General features: G+C 74.0%; 15 protein-coding genes. 6 read left to right on the top strand and 9 right to left on the bottom strand.

The window, feature by feature from the left end:
- Positions 1–217 precede the first annotated feature (217 nt).
- The 5 genes from O7633_RS22345 to O7633_RS22325 all read left to right on the top strand — a co-directional run bounded on the left by O7633_RS22345 (position 218) and on the right by O7633_RS22325 (position 4446).
- The gene (locus O7633_RS22345; protein ID WP_278131395.1) at positions 218–769 is read left to right on the top strand and encodes an RNA polymerase sigma factor; all 552 of its coding nucleotides are present in this window, start codon (positions 218–220) and stop codon (positions 767–769) included.
- On the top strand, positions 766–1560 hold the full coding sequence (locus tag O7633_RS22340) for a zf-HC2 domain-containing protein (RefSeq protein ID WP_282323803.1): 795 nt from the start codon (positions 766–768) through the stop codon (positions 1558–1560). The genes O7633_RS22345 and O7633_RS22340 overlap by 4 nt, the downstream gene beginning before the upstream one ends.
- A 95-nt stretch (positions 1561–1655) precedes the next feature.
- A complete protein-coding gene (locus O7633_RS22335) occupies positions 1656–2459 on the top strand; it encodes an ABC transporter ATP-binding protein (protein ID WP_282328620.1) in 804 nt (267 codons plus the stop codon).
- Positions 2456–3835 (top strand): hypothetical protein, encoded by a 1380-nt coding sequence (locus O7633_RS22330; RefSeq protein WP_282323802.1) that lies wholly within the window; start codon positions 2456–2458, stop codon positions 3833–3835. The genes O7633_RS22335 and O7633_RS22330 overlap by 4 nt, the downstream gene beginning before the upstream one ends.
- Positions 3832–4446, top strand: a complete 615-nt coding sequence (locus O7633_RS22325; RefSeq protein ID WP_282323801.1) for a hypothetical protein — start codon at positions 3832–3834, stop codon at positions 4444–4446. The genes O7633_RS22330 and O7633_RS22325 overlap by 4 nt, the downstream gene beginning before the upstream one ends.
- Before the next feature lie 93 nt (positions 4447–4539).
- Here the strand turns inward: O7633_RS22325 and O7633_RS22320 are convergent, their stop codons facing one another.
- The 3 genes from O7633_RS22320 to O7633_RS22310 all read right to left on the bottom strand — a co-directional run bounded on the left by O7633_RS22320 (position 4540) and on the right by O7633_RS22310 (position 10484).
- Positions 4540–7698: an Ig-like domain-containing protein gene (locus tag O7633_RS22320; protein WP_282323800.1), complete on the bottom strand. Its 3159-nt coding sequence runs from the start codon at positions 7696–7698 to the stop codon at positions 4540–4542.
- Positions 7699–7946: 248 nt separating this feature from the next.
- Positions 7947–8732 (bottom strand): FkbM family methyltransferase, encoded by a 786-nt coding sequence (locus tag O7633_RS22315; RefSeq protein ID WP_282323799.1) that lies wholly within the window; start codon positions 8730–8732, stop codon positions 7947–7949.
- Positions 8733–8942: 210 nt separating this feature from the next.
- Positions 8943–10484 (bottom strand): glycosyltransferase family 2 protein, encoded by a 1542-nt coding sequence (locus O7633_RS22310; RefSeq protein WP_282323798.1) that lies wholly within the window; start codon positions 10482–10484, stop codon positions 8943–8945.
- A 315-nt stretch (positions 10485–10799) separates the two neighbouring features.
- Here O7633_RS22310 and O7633_RS22305 point away from each other — a divergent pair, with 315 nt between their 5' ends.
- Positions 10800–11699, top strand: coding sequence for an SDR family oxidoreductase (locus tag O7633_RS22305; RefSeq protein WP_282323797.1), 900 nt, complete (start codon positions 10800–10802; stop codon positions 11697–11699).
- A 52-nt stretch (positions 11700–11751) separates the two neighbouring features.
- Here O7633_RS22305 and O7633_RS22300 read toward each other — a convergent pair whose 3' ends face one another.
- The 6 genes from O7633_RS22300 to O7633_RS22275 are packed head-to-tail and all read right to left on the bottom strand — an operon-like array spanning position 11752 to position 19228.
- Positions 11752–14082, bottom strand: coding sequence for an ATP-binding cassette domain-containing protein (locus O7633_RS22300; protein ID WP_282323796.1), 2331 nt, complete (start codon positions 14080–14082; stop codon positions 11752–11754).
- Position 14083: 1 nt separating this feature from the next.
- Entirely contained in the window at positions 14084–15193 is a 1110-nt protein-coding gene (locus O7633_RS22295) for a hypothetical protein (protein ID WP_282323795.1), read from the bottom strand.
- Positions 15183–16415, bottom strand: a complete 1233-nt coding sequence (locus O7633_RS22290; RefSeq protein WP_282323794.1) for a protein phosphatase 2C domain-containing protein — start codon at positions 16413–16415, stop codon at positions 15183–15185. Before O7633_RS22290 ends, O7633_RS22295 begins: the two co-directional genes overlap by 11 nt.
- Positions 16408–17130 carry a VWA domain-containing protein gene (locus O7633_RS22285; RefSeq protein WP_282323793.1) on the bottom strand — a complete coding sequence of 241 codons (723 nt, stop codon included), beginning with the start codon at positions 17128–17130 and terminating at the stop codon, positions 16408–16410. Before O7633_RS22285 ends, O7633_RS22290 begins: the two co-directional genes overlap by 8 nt.
- Positions 17127–18476 carry a DUF4407 domain-containing protein gene (locus O7633_RS22280; protein ID WP_282323792.1) on the bottom strand — a complete coding sequence of 450 codons (1350 nt, stop codon included), beginning with the start codon at positions 18474–18476 and terminating at the stop codon, positions 17127–17129. Before O7633_RS22280 ends, O7633_RS22285 begins: the two co-directional genes overlap by 4 nt.
- Entirely contained in the window at positions 18473–19228 is a 756-nt protein-coding gene (locus O7633_RS22275) for a hypothetical protein (protein WP_282323791.1), read from the bottom strand. Before O7633_RS22275 ends, O7633_RS22280 begins: the two co-directional genes overlap by 4 nt.
- Positions 19229–19252: the final 24 nt, after the last annotated feature.

The raw sequence follows: 19252 nt of genomic DNA, 5'->3' as shown, positions 1-19252 counted from the left end.
GCCGGACCGGGCACCCCGGGCCGGATAACTATCGGCGTCTATGTTATCGATAACAGCACCGCCACCGGGGCACCCGCTCCCCGACCCCGCCGACCCGGACCGCCCCGCCACAACCCGGCGACTGACCGGCGGCGGACCGGCGGCGGCGCCCGGTGGGTGTGACGTGCCTCACTGCGTTTGGGAAACCGGGGCGGCACCGGGGATCGTCTTGCCTGTTGTGAGACAGAGCTTGGAGACCCTCGACGAGGGTGCGCTGCTGCGCCGCGTCGCCCGGGGCGACCGGCGGGCCTTCGACGAGCTGTACCGCCGCACGTCGCCCTGGTTGACCGCCCGGCTGCGGCGACGCTGCTCAGACGACGACGTGGTTGCCGAGGTGCTCCAGGACACCTACCTCGCGGTGTGGCGGTCGGCCGCCAGCCAGGCCCAGCACTCGGGCGGCGGCAGCGCCGTCGGCTGGCTCTGGACGATCGCCGCGCACCGGCTGGTCGACGCGTTCCGCGCCCGCGCCCGCGCCGCCCGGGTCCCGGCGGTGCAGACCTTCGCCACCGTCGCGCCGGCCGCCGAGGAGGAGGCGCTGGCCGGCGGGATGGACGCCGACCTGGAGCAGGCCCTGCTGGCGCTGCCGCCCAACCTGCGCCGGGTGCTGCGCGCCATGGTGCTCGACGGGCTGACCACGCGGGAGACCTCGGTGCTGCTCGGCATGCCGGAGGGCACCGTGAAGACGTACGCGCGGCGGGCCCGCATCGCGCTCCGGGAGGCGCTGTCATGACCGACCACCCCACCCCCGCCCTCCTCTCGCGGTACGCCACCGGCGACGACGGCGTCGACGACGTCACCGTCTGGGCCGTCGAGGCGCACCTGGAGTCCTGCGCCGGATGCCGGGCGCTGCTGGCCGGCGCGGTCGACCCGGCCGCCCGGCAACTGCTGGACCGGGTGGCCGTCGGGATCGCCGCCGGCCTCGACGCCGGGCCCGGACCGGTGCGTCGTCGGCGGCTGCGGCGCACCGGTGTCGCCGCGCGGCTCCTGCCCTGGCTGGCCACGGCCACCGCGCTGGTGCTCGTCGCGGTCCTGCTGGAGATGGTGTCGGACCGGATGCCGTCCCCGGTGCTGCTGGTCGCGCCGCTGGCGCCGCTGCTGATGGTGGCCGCCGCGTGGAGCCGACGCACCGATCCGGCCTGGGAACTGATCGCCACCACGCCCCGCGCCGGGCTGTCGCTGCTGCTGCGCCGGGCCCTGGCGATCCTGACGGCGGTCGTCCCGGTGCTGGCCGTGGCGGGCTGGTGGACCGGGCACGCGCCGGCGGTGTGGCTGCTGCCGTGCCTGGCCTTCACCGCGGGCGCCCTGGCGCTGGGCGGGCTGGTCGGGGTGGACCGGGCGGCGCTCGGCCTGGCGGTCGCCTGGTCCGCCGGCGTGATCACCCCGAGCCTGGTCGGCCAGGAGCTGCCGATCCTCCTCGAGAACCGTAGCTGGCCCGGCTGGGCGCTGGCCACCGTCGCGCTGAGCGCGGCGGTGCTCCTGCGGGCCACCGACCACAGCCGGCTGCGCGCCGACCGGAGCTGACCGGCCCGGGCGGCACCGGCGACCCCGGCCGCCCGGGCCGGCGCCACCCTTCTCCGTCGGCGGACACCGCCGACGACACGACGAACGGAGAGATGATGATGCGTGCCGTCAGCGCGGCGGAGACCGCACCGACCACGTACGCGTGGACCGTACACGCCGACAACCTGGCGGTCCGCGCCGGCCGACGCCTCGCGGTCAACGGGCTCGACCTGGCGCTGGGCACCGGTGTGCACGGGCTGCTCGGCCCGAACGGCGCCGGCAAGACCACCCTGATGCGGGCGCTCGCCACCGTGGTGAAGCCCGCCGGCGGGCGGCTCGACCTGCTGGGCGAGGACGTCAGCGGCCGCGCCGACCTGCGTCGGGTCCGCCGCAGGCTGGGCTACCTGCCGCAACACTTCGGCTTCTACCCGCGCTTCACCGTCCGGGAGTTCGTCGAGTACATGGCCTGGCTCAAGGAGATGCCGAAGGCCGACATCCCCGGCGCGGTCCAGCGGGCCGTCGACCGGGTGGGCCTGACCGACCGGGCCGACGCCCGGATGAAGACGCTCTCCGGCGGCATGGTGCGCCGCGCCGGGATCGCCCAGGCGATCGTCAACGACCCGGAGCTGCTGCTGCTCGACGAGCCGACCGTCGGCCTCGACCCCGAGCAGCGGCTCGACTTCCGCGAGTTGCTCCGCGACATCGGGTCGGACAGCTGCGTGCTGGTCTCCACCCACCTGGTCGAGGACGTCGCCGTGGCCTGTAGCGACGTGGTGCTGGTCCACGAGGGCCGGCTGGTGTGGCAGGGCACCACGGCGCAGCTCGCCGCGCAGGGCGGCACCGGCGACGCCGGGGACAGCGCGGCCGAACGCGGCTACTCGGCGCTGCTGCGCACCCACCGGGAGCAGGTGGCGGCATGACCGGGCGGATCATGCGGATCGAGGTACGCCGCTCGGCGGTCCCCGGCATCGCCCTGCTGCTGGTGATCGTCGGCGCCGCGCTCATGCTGACCGTCACCGGCGGGTACGCGGGGCGGTGGACGCAGTTGGCGGTGTACGCCCGGTCCACGCTGATGATGCTGATGCCACTGGCGCTGGCCGGCGGCGCCTGGCTGGGACGCCGCGACCGGCGGCACCGGGTCGACGAGCTGTTCGGCACCACCGTCCGGCCCCGGTGGCGGCGCAGCCTCCCGCTCGCCGCCGGATACGCGCTCGCGCTGGTCGCCGTCTACCTGCTGACGTTCCTCCTCGGGATCCCCTGGGTGGCGCCGAGCGCCGGATACTTCCCCGTCTCGACGATCCCGATCACCGCGGTCGGCGCGCTCGCGCTGGTCGCCGCCGGCTGGCTGGGCATGGCCGCCGGCCGGGCGGTGCCCCGGGTGGCCACCGCCCCCGTCCTCGCGGTGGTCGCGTTCGCCGTGCTGACCTTCGTGCCCGACTACGTCTCGATGTCCGGCTACGACGAGAACTTCACGAAGGTCCGGCCCGACCCGGCGGCGCTGCTGCTGGCCCCCGGCATCAATTCGTTGAACGACTTCATGACGATCCCGTCGTCGGTCAGCCTGCTCCAGGCGCTGTGGCTGGCGGCCCTCGCCGCGACCGGGCTGCTGCTGCTCGGCGCGGTCGGCCGCCGCGCCGTCGCGCTGGCCGTGCTGCCGGCCGTGGTCGGTGCCGCCGTCGCCGTGCCGTTGCTGCCCACCGGCGGATACTCCGGGTCGGCCGTGCTCGATCCGGCCGCCGTCGAGCTGGTCTGCGACGACGACGGCCCGCAGGTCTGTGTGACCCGGGCGCACGCCGCGCTGCTGCCCGAGGTCGTCGGCCCGGCCCGGGAGGCGCTGGCCCTCATCGACGCGAAGCTGCCCGGCACCGCACCCACCCGCGTGGAGGAGGGCCGGCAGCTGGTCGACAACACGGTCCGGGCGGACGCGAGCCACGTCCGCGACGACGGAACCCTGGTCTTCGACGCCCTCTCGATCGGCTGGACCGGCTTCTCCGACGTCTCGCCCGAGGAACTGTCGGCAGCGCTGCTCGACGCCGCCTGGTGGCGGGAGTGCGAGACCGAGCACCCGACCTTCCTGGCCCGTGCGGTCGCCGTCGCCTGGCTCACCGGCGGGCAGCCGGACCTCGGTCGGGGGTCGACGGCCCCCGAGGAGCGGGAGAAGGCGGACACCGCCCTGCGGGAGCTGCGGAAGCTGCCCTCCGACGAGCAGCGCAAGCGGGTGCAGGCGGCCCGGGCCGCCGCGCTCGGCTGCGAGATCGACCGGTTCCACTCGCTGCTGTTCCTGGCGCAACCGTGAGGTGGCTCCGGCTGTACCTGCGGGCCCGCCGGGTCCCCCTGGCGCTGGCCGGCACGATCTGCGCGATCGGGTCGCTCTGGGCGAGCTGGCCGCACTTCTCCGACGGGCAGACCGTCAACGCCCGGGTGGTCAGCGTCGCCGCGCTGATCGCGGCGGTCGCCGTCGGCACCACGCTCGGCGGCGCCGACGACGCGCTCGACCACACCGCGTCGGTCAACTGGCCCGCCCGCCGCGCCGGGCACGTGCTGGCGGCCGCCGCCGCGGTCGTCGCGCTGCTCCTGGTCAGCACGCTCACCGACGTGCGGTTCGAGCCGCTGGGCGTGGTGGCGCGCAACACCGCCGGGCTGCTCGGGCTCACCGCGCTCGGCGCCGCGCTGCTGGGCGCCGCGCTGTCCTGGATCGCCCCGCTGATCTGGACCCTCGTCGCGCTCCTGCCGTGGCTGGGCCCGAGCGACCAGGTGCGGTTGCAGATCGCCGCCTGGCTGGTCCAGCCGGCCGGCACCACCGCCGCGACGGCCTGCGCGACGCTCCTCGCGGTGGTCGGGCTCGTCGCGTACGCCCTGCGGGGGTGCCCCCGTCGCCCGGCCGCGGAGACGGCCCCCGACCGGTGACGTGGCCCGCTCCCGGTCGGGCGGCCGGATGCGGGCCGGGCCGCGTCGGGGCGGAGATCGCCCCGACGCGGCCCGGGTGGAACCGACGTCAGCTCAGCTGACGGTCACCGAGATGGTGGTGGGCGGCTGCTGGAGCTGCCCGTAGTTGTCGACCGCCCGCACCGAGATGGTGTAACTGCCCGCCGGCACCACCGGCGACGTGTAGGCGAAGTTCGACCCCGGCGAGCCCGGGCTGGTGAGGAACGTGGCGATCCACGGGGCGGAGCCGCCACCGAACGTGCCGGAGGAGCTCATCCCCTGGCCCGCGCCGTTGACGATCTGCACCTCCACCTTCGACATGCCGACGTCGTCCACCGCGCGCCCGGTCACCACGATCCGCGAGTCGCCGAAGACCGCGCCGTTGGTCGGGCTGAGGCTCGGCTCCAGGCGCGGGTCGAGGTCGCCCGGGTAGACGAGGTACTTGGCGGTGGCCCCGGAGGTCGAACTGTCCTGCTGGCCCGACGTGTCGACGGCCCACGCCTCGACGCTGTACTCGCCCTTGGTCGGCAGGTCGATCGACAGGGTGAAGGCGGTGCTCTTCGCGCCGGGCGCGGCGAGCGTGGCGTTCACCGTGGCGAAGCTCGCCGCCATCGTGCCGTTGGGCTGCACGTAGCGGCCGGTGTCCAGGTCGCGCAGCGCCACCCGGACGGCCTGCACGCCCTTGTCGTCGGTCGCGGTGCCGGCCAGGTCGAGGTGCAGCTGCTCGACGTTCTGGTCGGTGCCGGTGAAGTTCAGCTTGCCGTTCGGGAAGGCGTCGCCCGGCACCTGGGCGGTGACGCTCAGCTTGCCCAGGTTGGCGTTCGTCGTGACCAGGCCCAGGTTGTCGGTGGCGCGCACCCGGAAGTCGTAGATGCCCGGGGTGAGCGACGCCGTGGTGAACGACCAGTTGTACGACGCGGCGTTGAGGTTCGTCGGCGACACCCGGTGGTACGCCGCGACCGCGTCCGCGCCCCACGTGCCGTCGGCGGCCAGCGACTCGCGGGTGGTGGTGTTGCGCAGGTAGACCTCGACCGACTTCAGGGTGCCGTCGTCGCTGGCGGTGCCGGAGAAGGTGACCGGGCTGCCGGGGGCGACCGTGATCGGCGCGGCGGCGGTGGGCGGGTTCATCGCGGCGGGCGCGGTGATGGCCACCGTCGGCGCCACCCCGTCCTCCGCGATGATCCAGTCGCGGACCTCGCCCTTGAGGTCGGCCTGGCCGGCGGTGTCGATGGCGGTGGCGGTCATCCGCCACTCGCCCTCGGTCGGCAGGGTCACCTCGACCTGCCAGGTGGTCGACACCGCGCCGATCACGTCCGGCTCGGTGCGGAACGTGTTGTAGACCGGCGCGACCGTGCCGTCGTCCTGGAGGTAGTGGTTGTCCGGGGTGCGGAACGAGTAGGTCAGCGCCTCGACGCCCTTGTCGTCGGTGGCGGTGCCGGTGGCCACGAAGGTCTTCGTGGCGAGCAGGCCGGCGGCCGGCGCGCTGATCTTCGTCGTCGGGGGCAGGTCGTCGAAGCTGAACGTCTCGATCTTCTTGACGGCCTTCGTCGCGTCGGTCTCGCTGCTGGTGCGACCGAACGTCTTCGCCTGGATCTGGTATTCGCCGACGGGCAGCGAGACGGCCAGCGACCACATGGTCGAGGTGGCGTTCGGGCTGGCCAGGGTCGACACGATGACGGCGGACGAGCCCCACGTCTTCAGGTCCGGCTGGAGGTACTTCTTGGAGCCGCGGTTCTGGATCTCGACCTGCACCTTCTTGACGCCGGACGGCGCGGTCGCCTGGCCCTCGATGGTGAACGAGCCGTTGGCGGGCTTCACCCGGCCCTCGATGGGCGTGTCGATCGTCGTCTCCACCGCCGAGGGCGCCGGCACCCGGCCCAGGTCGAAGAAGCCGACCCGGCCCACCGTCTGGCCGCCCTTGGTGTTGCCGTCGCCGCCGACGAAGAGGCCGCGCGGGGTGGCCAGCATCGCCTTCTCGCCCTCGTAGGAGCTGGAACCCGGGTTCCACTCCAGGGCGGTGCCCGTCGCCGGGTCGAGCGCGCCGAGGTGGTCGCGGCGGACCACCTGGTCGCCGAGGCCGTAGCCGCTGAGGCCCTGGCCCGTGCCGTACCCGACGTTGTCCAGGCCCGGCCACGGGACGTTGGCGGTCGGCGACTCCTGCCAGCTGAAGTGGCCGCCGACGTACACGGCCGCCTCGGTGACGGCGACCGAGTAGATGCTGTCGAAGTGCCGGGAGATCCAGATCGGCTCGACGTTGTCGCCGCCGGCCACCGGGAACGCCATGGCGGTGTCGTTGATCGGCGGGCGGTCGCCGCCCGAGCCGCTGGTGACCACGAAGTACGAGTCGTCCGGCGCGATGTCGCCGCCGAAGGCCCGCTGGATGCCGCCGACGAACGAGAGGTTGTCCTCCCACAGCCGGGTGCGCCACGGCAGCAGGGTCTTGGCGGCGGTGTCGATCAGGCCGACGCCGTAACGGTCCTGGCCGGCGATCTGCCGGCCGGTGTGGACGACCATCAGCTTCGCGCCGTCGTGGGTCAGCTTGAGCTGCTGCACGGTGAGCATGCCGCCGACGCCGATGCCGCCGGACAGTTGCAGGTCGAAGCCGGTGTCCACCGCTCCCGTGGTCGGGTTGAGCGCCGCCAGGCCGGTGCGGTTCGTGCTGTTGATCTTGGTGAACTGGCCGCCCACGTACACCGCGTCGTTGGTCACGGCCAGGGCGGTCCCGCGGCCGTTGCCCTGCGCGGTGAAGCCGGCGACCGGGGCGCCGGTCACCGGGTCGAGCCGGGCGACCTTGCGCTTGGTGAGCCCGCCGACCGTGTTGAACGTGCCGGCCACGTAGAGCGCCGAGCCGTCGGGCGACGCCTCGACCGACTCGACGGCCCCGTCGAACGTCGGCCGGAAGGCGGTGTCCACCTTGCCCGTGTCGATGTTGTACGACGCCAGCCACCGCTGCGCCAGCGCGGTCTGCCCGACGTTGGCGATCCCGGTGAACGAGCCGGCGATGAAGACCCGGTTCCCGATCACCTCGATGTCGGTGACCTCACCGTCGGTGATCCTCGGGACGTCGTTGCGCGGTGCGCTGGGCACCAGCCCGGTGTGCCCCGGCCTTTCCACGACGAGCGCCTTGGCGGCGAGGCCCGCCTGCCAGGCAGACACCGCCGCGATGACCGGTTGGCCGATCAACACGACAGTCCCGGCCACCAGACCCGCGATGACGCGGCTCCGAACACGCATCGAGACAACCCCCTGTAAGCGCCCGCATCGCGCCACCGGGTCGGCCCCGGCAGCGTCCACCCGCCGGCATGCCGAGAACACCGTAGGAGGCGAAAACGCCTCACCACCCCGTGCCTCGCCGGAATCCGGCCGATCGCTATCAGACATGATCCCGGCGGCGGAACCCACCACCATCGGAGCGAATCTCACTCCACCGAACGGATCGGCCGGCGGTTACGTTCCGTGCTGACCCCGCTCCGGGACCGGCCTCAGGCCCTGCTCAGCCGGGCGTAGACGTCGCCGGAGCGGCCCGCCGGGCGGAACCGCTCCAGCAGCCGCACCAGCCCGGCCGCGTCGAGCCACTCCTCGCTGGCGTAGCGCATCGTCTCCACCGGCGAGTAGTTGTAGCGGTACCCGCCGGCCATGCCGCCCAGCCGGTCCACGATCTCCAGCGCGGCGAGGGCCGCGTCGTGGGCCGGGGGAAGGTACTCGAAGGACAGCGCGGGCAGGGGCCGGCTGAGCCCCGACAGCACGTCCACCTCGAAGCCCTCGACGTCGATCTTGCAGAACGCGGGCACGCCGTGCGCCGCGACGAGGTCGTCGAGGGTCACCACGTCGACCTCGACGGACCGGTCCCAGCGGACCCGGGAGAAGCTGTCGTCCGCCGTGACCGACTCGATCCAGTCGGTCGACATGGTCGAAACCGTCGGGGTGGCGGTGGACAGGGCGAGCCGCGCCCGGCCGGCGTCCGCGCCGACGGCCTCGGGCACGATCGTCACGTCCGGGTCCCGGCCGAAGAACAGGCGCAGGGCCCGCAGACAGTCGGGTTGCGGCTCCACCGCCACCACCCGCGCGCCCAGCCGCCGCCAGGTGCGCACCCGGCCGCCGACGTGGGCGCCGATGTCGAAGCCGACGTCCCCGGGCCCGAGGAACTCCCGGTAGAGCTCCAACGCCCGGCGGTGCTTGTGCGGTTGGCCGTGGTAGATGGCCAGTGAGCGGGTGAGCCCCCAGGCCCGGCGCAACGTCCGCCGTCCGGGCCGCGGGTCGCTGGTCATGGTGGTCCTCCCGTCGCCCCGCCACCGGGACACCTCGGATCGTCGACGCCGCGCCCGTCGCCCCGCCGCCCGGCCGGACGCCGCACGGCGCTGACGATGACTACGCGGGCAGCGGCGAAACGGTTCATCCACCCACGGGATGCCCGCCGGTCCACGAAGAGGTGAGAGGGGAACCCTGCTATGCCGAATGCGTTAACAGGGGGCCCTTCCTTACCGGCCCAGCAGCCGCCTGGCCACCCGGCGCAGGCGGTTGCGTACGCGCTGGTGCAGGGCGGGCTTCTTCTTCGCGGCGGGGACGACCCGTGCCGGCGGGGCCCCGTCGGCGGCGCACCGGAAGGTCAGCGGGAGCCGCGTGTCCTCGGTCCACCCGTTCTCGGTGAGGCGGGCCTTGAGCAGCCAGGTGCCCTCGGTCCGGCCCCCGTTGAGGGTGGCGAAGTCGACCGTGGCGGTGGCGTGGTGCACGAGATGCACCCGCCCCGGCCCCGCGTCGGGGACCGGTTCGTCCTCGACCCGGAACTCGACCGGCAGGAAGCACTCCTCGCCGCCCTCCTTGCGCCGGGCCACCACGTCGAGCCGGGTCATGGCCCGGCGGGCGGTGACGTCGAGGACCTCCGGGTCGAGGTCGACGGGCAGGACGATCTCGTAACGCCCGTCGGAGGCGGTGAGGGTCACCGGCTGGTCGCCGGACGCGAGGTGCGCGGTGACGTCGACGGTGAGGACCGTCCCGTCCACCCGGTGCCCGTCGACCCGGGCCCGGACCCGGACGCCCGCCTCCCACTCGGCGAGCTCGCGCAGCCCGGCGAGGTCGTCGGCCGCGGCGAGGGCCGTGATCGCCCGTTGCAGCGGCGGGAGCCCGGCGGCGACACCCGGCGCGAAGCGCTCCCGGATGATCTTGCCGCACTCCAGCGCCACCTGCTCCACCCAGTCGGCCGGCTCGCCGAGGAACCGCTTGCCGCGCAGCCGGCTGACCATCTCGTTGCGCAGCCAGCGCCGGTGCAGCCTGTCGCGCAGCGGCCCCGGCTCCGTGTGCGCGTCGACGACGTCCAGCACGTCGCGCAGGTTGGCGTAGTAGCCCGCCGGGTCCAGCCCCTGCGCCGTCACGTTGCCGGCGTCCTGCCGGCGGATGTGGTGGTAGCAGACGTAGTTCGACAGCACGGAGGTGCGCTTGGACAGCAGGAAGGCCCGCACCACGAAGAGGTGGTCCTCCAGCCGGCGCTTCTCCTCCACGAAGCGGATCTCGTGCCCGTCGAGGAAGGACCGGCGGAACAGCTTGTGCGCCGTCAGGCTGTCGATCAGCGGCGCGTTGTCCAGCGTGGCGTCGGGGCGGTCCCGGCGGAACAGCTCACGCGGCACCGAGCGCCCGTGGCCGGCCATCTTGCCGATCACGATGTCCGCGTCGTTCTCGACGGCGTACGCGTAGAGACGCTCCAGCGCCTCGTCGCCGAACCAGTCGTCGTCGTCGGAGAAGAAGACGTACTCGCCGCGGGCGTTGGCCACGCCGACGTTGCGCGGCCGCGACGGCCAACCGGAGTTCTCGATGTGCACCACCCGGATGTGCGGGTGCTCGGCGGCCAGCTCGTCCAGCCGGGCCCCGGTCGAGTCGGTGGAGCCGTCGTCGACGAAGACCGCCTCGAACTCCCCCGGCGGCAGCGACTGGCGCAGCAGCGAGGCGATCAGCCTCTCGATGTGCGGGCCCGAGTTGTAGGCCGGCACCACCACGCTGACTTTCGGAGCATTCGTACTGGCGGTCATCGTCTTCTTCCCCGTCGGGTCCGTGAACCGGTGTCTGCACAACCGACGAACATCATGGACCCGGAGGCGCACCCTGCGGTGCCCCACGTGTGTCCACGCCGTTACGCCGGTCGACCCGTCCCGCTGCCCCTGGACTTGCCTCGCCCCGGCCGGAACACGGAACACGGTAGCGGTCCGGACGACGGCGGGTGAGCGCCCCCCTGCCGCCCGGGCCGCCCGGCCGGACCGCGATTGTCATCAGGTGAGGTGATTGGGCGTGTCCGACCGGGGAAGTCCAGTGGTGTACCACCGGCCCCGGAGGAAAGGGATGCGGCCGTGACCCACGACCAGTACGACAGGCAGGACCCCCAGGAGCAGTTTCCCGCCCCCGACGAGCAGACCGGCGGACAGCAGTCGGCCCCCGGGCGGACCGGACGGATGCCCGACACCCCCGACCACGGCGAGGACAGCTACCGGGGCACCGGCCGGCTGACCGGCAAGCGGGCCGTGATCACCGGCGGGGACTCCGGCATCGGCCGCGCGGTGGCCATCGCCTTCGCCCGGGAGGGCGCGGACGTGCTGATCACCTACCTGCCGGAGGAGAAGGACGACGCCGAGGAGACCGCCCGCCTCGTCCGTGCCGCCGACCGCACCGTGGTCACCGTGCCCGGCGACATCCGCGAGGAGGAGCACTGCGCGGAGATCGTCCGGCGGGCCGTCGACGAGCTGGGCGGGCTGGACATCCTGGTGAACAACGCCGCACACCAGATGGCGCAGGAGGGCGGCATCACCGACATCACCACCGAGCAGTTCGACCGGGTCCTCAAGACCAACCTGTACGCGCTGTTCTGGCTCTGCAAGGCCGCCGTGCCGCACCTCGCGCCCGGCTCCACGATCATCAACACCGCGTCGATCCAGGCGTACCAGCCCTCCCCGCAGCTGCTCGACTACGCCACCACCAAGGCCGGCATCGTCAACTTCACCAAGGGGCTGGCGCAGAACCTGGCCGACCGGGGCATCCGGGTCAACTGCGTGGCGCCGGGGCCGGTCTGGACGCCGCTCATCCCCGCCACCATGCCGGAGGAGGCCGTCGAGTCGTTCGGCCAGGACGTCCCGCTGGGCCGGGCCGGCCAGCCGGCCGAGCTGGCCCCCGCGTACGTCTTCTTCGCCTCGCAGGAGTCCAGCTACGTCACCGGCGAGGTGCTCGGGGTGACCGGCGGCAAGCCGCTGGCCTGACCGCACCGACGCCGGGCCGGGCTGCCCGCCCGGCCCGGCGTGGGGCGGACGGTCACCGGGTCCAGCGCCGGTGCAGCGCCCGCACGGACCCGAGGACCGCGAGCAGGAACACCCCGGTGATCGCCACGGTGAGCAGCCAGAACCGCCCGCCGCCCGCCGTCCAGAACGGGTCGGTGAACAGCGCCGGCCGGCGGTACCGGTTGAAGTCGACGTACGAGGCGACCGCCGCCAGCCCGAGCCGCGCCGGGAGCACCCCGGTCACCAGCCCGAAGAATCCCTTGAGCTCGAACAGCGTACCGTTGAGCGCCACCTGGAGGACGGCGAGCAATGTGCTCCAGGTGACCGCCCGCTCCAGGGTCGGCGAACGGGCCGAGATGAGCATGCCGAGCCCCATCGACGCCAGCATGGTGAGCAGGACGATCCCGTAGAGCATCGCGAACGGCGGGATTCCGTACCCGGCGGGCGGCAGCTCCCGCAGCTCGGCGAAGACCACGCTCACCACGGCGGCGAGGACGGCGCAGACGCCGCTGTACACGATCGCCTTCGACAGGACGATGGGCAGCGCCTCCACCCCGACCCGCCAGTCCCGCCGCAGCTTCTCCGAGTCGGCGACGATGTCCGGGTAGGTCAGCGAAGCCCCGGTCAGTGCCGCCACGGTGACCAGGATGGCCAGCACCGGCCCCAGCTCCGCGCCGGGTCGCAGCCCGGTGCCGGAGGCGGCGACGGCGAGCAGGGTGCACAGGAGCGGCACCCCCACCAGCACCGCCTGGGACACCCAGCCGCGCCGCCGGGTCAGGGTGAGCTGCCGGTGCAGCAGCGTGGGCAGCCCCGCCAGCCGCCACCGGGCGGGCGAGCCGGCACGGGCGGGGCTCGGCGCGCTCCTGCCACCGGGGCGTCCGGATCCGGCCGGCGGCTCGCGGTCCAGCTCCACCATCAGGTCGGCCCAGCTCTGGTGGCCGAGGGTGGCCAGCACCCGGTCGGGGGATCCGGCGTCCCGGATCCGGCCGCCCCGGGCGACGACCAGCACCCGGTCGACGAAGCCCAGGTGCTCGGTCGCGTGCGTCACGATCACCACCGTGCAGTGGTAGGTGGTGGCCACCGCCCGCAGGTCGGCCATGATCGCCCGGTCCTTGCCGGGGTCGAGACCGCTCGTCGGCTCGTCCAACAACAGGAGCTGGGGGCGGCCGACGAGTTCGAGGCCGATCGAGACGCGGCGGCGCTGGCCACCGGAGAGCTTCCGCACCGGCAGGTCCGCGAGGGCAGCCGGCTGGTCCAGCCCGAGCCGGCCGAGCACGTCGCCGACCCGGTCGGTCACCTCACGGGCGGAGGTGTCGGGCGCCGAGCGCAGCCGGGCCGCATAGGTCAGCGTCTCCCGGGCGGTGAGCGCCGGGAAGAGGTCCTCGTCGCCCTGCGGCACGTACCGCACCTGCCGACGGCGCAGCTCCGGATGGGTCCGACCGCCGCCGTCCGGGCCGAGCCGGACCGTGCCCTCGTCCTCGGCCAGCTCACCCATCAGCACCTTGATCAGCGAGGACTTGCCCGCGCCGGACGGCCCCACCACTGCCACGACCTGCCCGGGCGCGATGTCCAGGCTGACGTCGTCGAGGCGCTTGCGGCCCTGGTCGCCGTGCACGGTCACCCGGTCGAGCCGGATCGCGAGCCCGGTCTCGGTGGTCGGCCGACGCCGTGCCCCGGCATCCACCGGTCGCACGGCCCGCGGCGGGGTCGGCACCCGCGCCGGGTCCGGCAGCAGGTCCCGGCTCACCGTCACGACGGTCTGCCCGATGACGAAGACGTCGCCCTCGGACAGGGTCGCCGAGAGCTGCCGGACCCCGCCGACGGACAGCTCGCCGGAGATCCACCAGCGGCCCCGGCCGTCGATGCGGACCGTGGCGTGCCGGGCCCGCACGAGCGGATCGTCCACGGGGATGTCCGCGCCGGTGCCGGCCCGACCGATCACGTAGCGGCGCGCGCCGCGCGGCGGGGCCTCCTTCCGGCCGGGCCGCTGCGGGCGGGCGGCCGCACCGCCGGGGCCGGCCGGGCCGGGCGGATGGGACCTAGCCGCCGGGACGCGCGGCCGACGGGGGCCGGCGGGCACGTCCGAGGCGAGCCCGAGCACGGTGGGCCGGCCGTCGTGCAGCTCCTGCCGCACGTTCGTCACCGGCCCCCCGTCGATCCGCAGCACCCGGGCGGCGGGGACGTTGTCGGCGTGGAAGAACCACCGGCCCAGGATGGTGACGAAGTAGCCGAGCTGTCGGGACGGCTCGTCGTCAGCCGGGACCGGACTGATCTCCAGCCGGTCCTGGTCGCGCATCAGATAGTGCACCCGGTCCTCGGGAAGTTCCACGTCCCGCCCGTCGAGGGTGACGATCAGAGATCCCATCTCAGCGGCTCCCCACCGATAGCAGCAGCACCAGCACCACGAGCAGCGCCCCGAGGCCGAGCACGGGCAGCAGGGTCGGCCCGCGCCGCCCGGCGGGGCGCGCCGCCCCGGCCAGGGGCAGCCGGTGAACGCGCAGCCGTTGCGGCAGCACGGGCGGGCCGAGGGCCGGCCGGTACGCGTACCCGGGAGGCAGCCACCCCCGACGGCGCGCCGGGGATGGCAGCCGCGCCGGGGGCGGTGGCAGCAGGCCCGGCAGCTCGCCCCACCGCGCGCCGAGCGCGTCCCACGGCCCCGGGTCCGCCGGGTCGACCAGCAGCCTGCGCACCTGCGGCCGGCTCTCCGGCGGCACGGCGGCCAGCAGCGCGTCCCGGTCGGCCGTGCCCAGGTTCGTCACGTTCGGCACGTCCAACAGGACCCGGGCCACCACCGCCATCAGCTTCGTCAGGTCCGTGGCGACCGTCGGCTCGACGTCCGCCGGCACCACCTCGGCCATCAGGTCCGGGGCGGTCACCGGCGCGACCCGGCCCCAGTGCCGCGCCGACGTCATCGAGTCGCAGTCGACGAGGTGCACGGCGGGCCCGGGCCCGTCGAGGGTGAACAGCACGTTCTCCGGTTGCAGGTCGTTGACCACCACGTCCCGGGCGTGCAGCCAGCGGACCGCCCGGATCAGCCGGCCCAGCACGGCCAGCCGCACCCCCGTCGGCGCCCCGGGGCGGCCGGCCGTCCCGAGCAGCCCGTGCAGGGGGCGCGGGGTGCGCCGGCCGTCCCTGCGGCGCGTGAAGAAGCGGTCGGCGGCGGGCGGGACGAGCACCCCGGTGAGCCGGCCGCCGGCCCGCACCGCGTACCGGGGCCAGGCGGCGAGCCGGTCCAGCCGATCGCGTTCCGACGCGGGCAGCTCCCACCGCCAGCGGACCAGCAGCAGCAACGCCCGCTCGTCGATCAGCTCCCGGTGCTCCGGGCGGAAGCGCTTGTAGAGCTGGTCCTCCCCCTGGTGGCGATGCCAGTCGAGAACGGCGTTGCCGCCGCTGAGCAGGACGACGTCCGGGGCGTCGTGGCGCTGGAGCAGCTCCTCCTCCACCACGATCCCGGCCGGTGGCCGTTCACTGCTCATCGCCGGCCCCCTCGCCGATCCACACCGCAGCAGCCGACCGGTCGTCGGCCCAGTAGTCGTCGACGAAGCCGACGTGGTTGACGAAGTCCAGCCAGGACGGCGGGGTCCGCCATTCCCGGGCGAGCTGCCGCGCGAGCGGGGAGACGGTGGTGTCCAGGGCACCTGCGAATCCGTCGCTGCCCAGCAGCAGCACGGCTCCGGGCGGCAGGTCGTACGTGTGGGTCAGTGGCCGGACGTGGGTCGGCACGTCCCGGGTGGCGTTGTCCGCGCCGCCCCGCTCGTGGTGGATCGGCTCCCACCGGTCCGCGTACAGCGCCCACGCCTCGGAGTCGCCGACGCCGTGCACGGTGACCTGAGCCCCGTCGAACCGGGGCAGCACCTCGGCCACGACGAGGGTGCACGCCCCGTCGAGCCGGACCCCCTCGGGCAGGGCCCGCACCATGCCGTCGGCGATCGCCCCGAACAGCCGTTCGCCGTTGCCGGCGAACGTGATCCCCTCGGGACGGCTCGCGCACAGGTGCAGGGCGGCGTTCACCGCCTCGGCGGCCACCCGGCCCGAACGCGGCAGCGAGCCGAGCCCGTCGGCCACCGCGAGGTAGAGCGCCGAGCGGCCCTCGTCCCAGGCCGCACCGACGGCGTCCTGCCCTTCGGTGCCGAGGCCGGCGTGGGTCGCGCCGCGCAGGGTGGCGGCGCGGACGACCAACCGCACCGTCGGTCGGGGGCCTTCGGCCGTGCCGCACCAGCCGTGGAACAGCGAGCTGTGCCAGCCGCCGCCGGCGACCACCCGGGCGGGCAGCCGGGGTTCGGCCTCCCGCCCGCTCCGGGGCGGCGCCACGAGCAGCCGGTGCACGGCCGGCCGCTCGTCGACCGGCCGGGGCGGGGCGACCGTGCCGCCGGCCGACCAGGGCACGGGGTCACCGCCACCCGGCGGGTACGCGTCGTCGGCTTCCGCCAGCACGGCCAGGCGGACGCCGGAGGCCCGGAAGACGCCGTCGTCGTGGGGCGGGGGCGGGCCCGGCGGTGGCGCCTCGGAGCCACCACGGGACGGCGAAGCGGCGCGGGCGGAGCGGATCCCGGCGAGCCGGTCGGCGACCCACCACCACAGGCGGCTGCCGAGGTGGGCCGGGCCGACACCGAAGCGGTGCCGCAGGAGCACGGCGGCCAGCAACGCGGAGCCCGCCAGGACAAGCAGGGCCGTCGTCACGACCACGAGGTCAGCCATCGACCCGTCGCATCCCGTGCGGCACATCCATGATCATCTCGCCGGCCCGGACCGAGAGCGTGATGCTGCGCTCGACGACCTCAACAACGCTGCGGGCCAGGCCGTCTCCCGCCGCGCCGGGCTGGGCCAGGAACGCGTTGCGCCGTCCATCGGGCCGGCCGGTGGCGATCTGCCACAGCGTCCTCGGGTGGGCGTCGGGCAACCCGACGGTGGCGATGCGGGCCTCGACCGGCGGCGCGACGAGCCGGTCGCGGTGCGGCATCCACTCGGCCGGAAGCTGGTATCGGTCCTGCGCGTACGGTGCGCCGTCGGTGATGAAGAAGACCAGCGGCCGGGCCACCTTCACCCGGTGCCCCGCCCGCGCCCCGCCCTGCTCGATCGTCCGGTTGTCCTCGGCGATCCGGTCGCCGAGGAACCGCAGCGCCGCCACGTAGTCGGTCTGCCTGCCGTCCTGCGGCCTCCGGACCAGCACCGGACCGTCCAGCGACGTCATCGGACAGAGCAGCTCCGGCCGGTCGCCGAAGGCAATCACGCTGATCCAGACCGCCTTCGACAGGGCTGGGGAGTCCGACAGCGACATGATCAGGTCGGGGATCATCTCGGTGAACGCCGCCTGCGGCGACCGGGAGCCCGGGGCACTCCGGCGCATCGAGCCGGACACGTCGAGCAGGATGTAGACGGGGTACGTCTTACGCTCGGAGACGGTGACGCTCATCGGGGTCCGCCGGTGGGGCCGGCGTCGCCCGACGGCATGGCCAGCGGCATCGTCGGGTCGTCGCGCAGCAGATACTCGGCCCGCGCGTTGACCACCTCCTCGCGGAGCATCTCCACGTCCACGTTGCGCATCCGAGCGTCGAACTCGACCCGCGTGACGGCCGAGGCGTGTTCCGCGTTCATCTGGTAGCGGGCCAGCTCCTCCTGGATGACCAGGCGGCGGCGTTCGGTCTCGGCGACCACGCGCTGGGCGCGGCGCTGCCCGGAGAGCCGGTCGGCGACGACCCGGTCGTACGCAGTGACGCCGGTGAGGAACTTGACCACCACCGGCAGCGAGTCCACCGCCACGAAGAACAGCCGCAACGCCCACTCCGCGGCCCGCATGTAGCCGTTGCGCTCCACCAGGGTGCCGAGCGCGCCGAGGCGTTCGAGCAGGCCGATCTCCTTCTGGTTGGCCCGGAACTCGGCCGTCTTCGCCGCGATGCCCTCGTTGATTAGCCGGGCCGTGTCGCCCCGGCGGTCGGCGACCTCGCGGGTCAGCTTCTGGATGTCGGCGTTGAGCGTGGTGAGCCGGCGGTGGTTGGCGTCCAACCGCTGGTCGCGCCGATACTGCGCGGCCTGTTTGCGCAGCCGCTCGCAGTTGGGCCCCTCACCGACCCTGCCGGTGGTCTCGTCGCTGTCGGTGCCGTTGCACTCCATGCGGGCGAGCCGCTCCAGCCGGGCGAGCTCCTTGTCGTCCGCGTCGGTGTCCGCCTTGAGGGTCTTCGCCTGTTCCTGCAGGTCGGCCAGTTCGCGCTGCCGGGCCTCCGAGTCGGTGGTGACCCCGAGGCGCAGGTCGGCGCAGCGCTCCTCCTTGGCCTGCGGGCCGTCGAACTCGGGGGTGCCCGGGACGGGGTTGCACTGCTTCAGCTCGCTCTCGTGGGCCGTGACCTCGGCGGCCCGCTGATCGTTGATCTCCCTTTCGATGGCGGTGTGGAACACCCCGAGCAGCAGCGGCTCGGCGATGATCACGCCGAAGACGGCGGCGAGCACCAGCCGGGGCAGCAACTTGCGCAACCGCCGGCCCGCCCGGGGCTCCGCCGCCCCGGCCATCAGCCAGCGGTCCAGGCAGAGGATGAACGCCCCCCACACCGGGACGAACACCAGGACCGTGGGGTGGAAGCCGTCGAAGACGAAGAACAGTGCCGCCGTCATCGAGAACATGGCCATGAGGGCGGTGCCGAGCACCACCCCGCCCATCGCGGTGTACCGGGACCGCTCCGTCGGCACGGTGTCGAGCAGGTCCTCGTCGACACCGGTGAGGGTGCGCAGCACCCGTCCGGCGCCACGGCGCAGAGATGCGCTCACTTGTCCCCCCAGGTGTAGTTGTCGGGCATGAAGGCCGGGCTGCCGTCGTCGGCCGGCGGGGTGTCGAACGCGCCGCCGTCCGGCATGCCGTCCACGCCGCCGTCGCCGTCCACGGGCGCGGCGGTCGGGGCGGTCGCGGTGCGGGCCCGGGGCACCGTCGCCAGGCGCTGCGGTTCGAGCGCCACGTCGACGAGCCGGGTGCGCAGGCCGGGCACGATCAGTGGGCACACGTCGTGGTACGCGAAGATCCGCGCCGTCGCGTTGCGGTGGAAGTTCTCCCACCCGGTGTGCGGGTCCATGCCCTGGGCCAGGAACCGCAGTCCCCGGTCGGCGACCAGGTGATCGGTCAGCAGCGGATCGACGTCCCAGCAGCCCGCGTCCAGCACCAGTTGCGGGTCGGTGACCCAGCAGTGGAACCTGGCCCGCAACAGCACGCAGGTGCGGGGGTCGGCGGTGGGCAGGTAGGCGACCGCCTCGCGCAGGGTGTGCCGGGTGGAGACGATGGCCACGGCGACGGCGTCGACCACGACCTCGTCGTCCAGCCGCAGTCCCCCTTCGGGCAGCGTCTCGTACGCGTCCGCGTGCTGGAACACCAGCACGGTCCCCGGCGGCTGCTTGGGGATGTCACGCAACTCCCGACGGGTCCGCCGGAACAGGCGGCGCTCCACCGGGTTCAGCTCCGCCGAGTCGACGACGGGATACCCCGTGCCGGGCCACGCCGGGAACGGGACGTCGTCGTGGTGCTCGCTCATCGGCCTCTGGCCTTTCGTTCCGGA

Source organism: Micromonospora sp. WMMD712, from assembly GCF_029581295.1.
GTDB lineage: Bacteria > Actinomycetota > Actinomycetes > Mycobacteriales > Micromonosporaceae > Micromonospora > Micromonospora carbonacea.
Note: the sequence above shows the minus strand (reverse complement) of the source record. Positions and strands in the feature narration are given on the sequence as shown.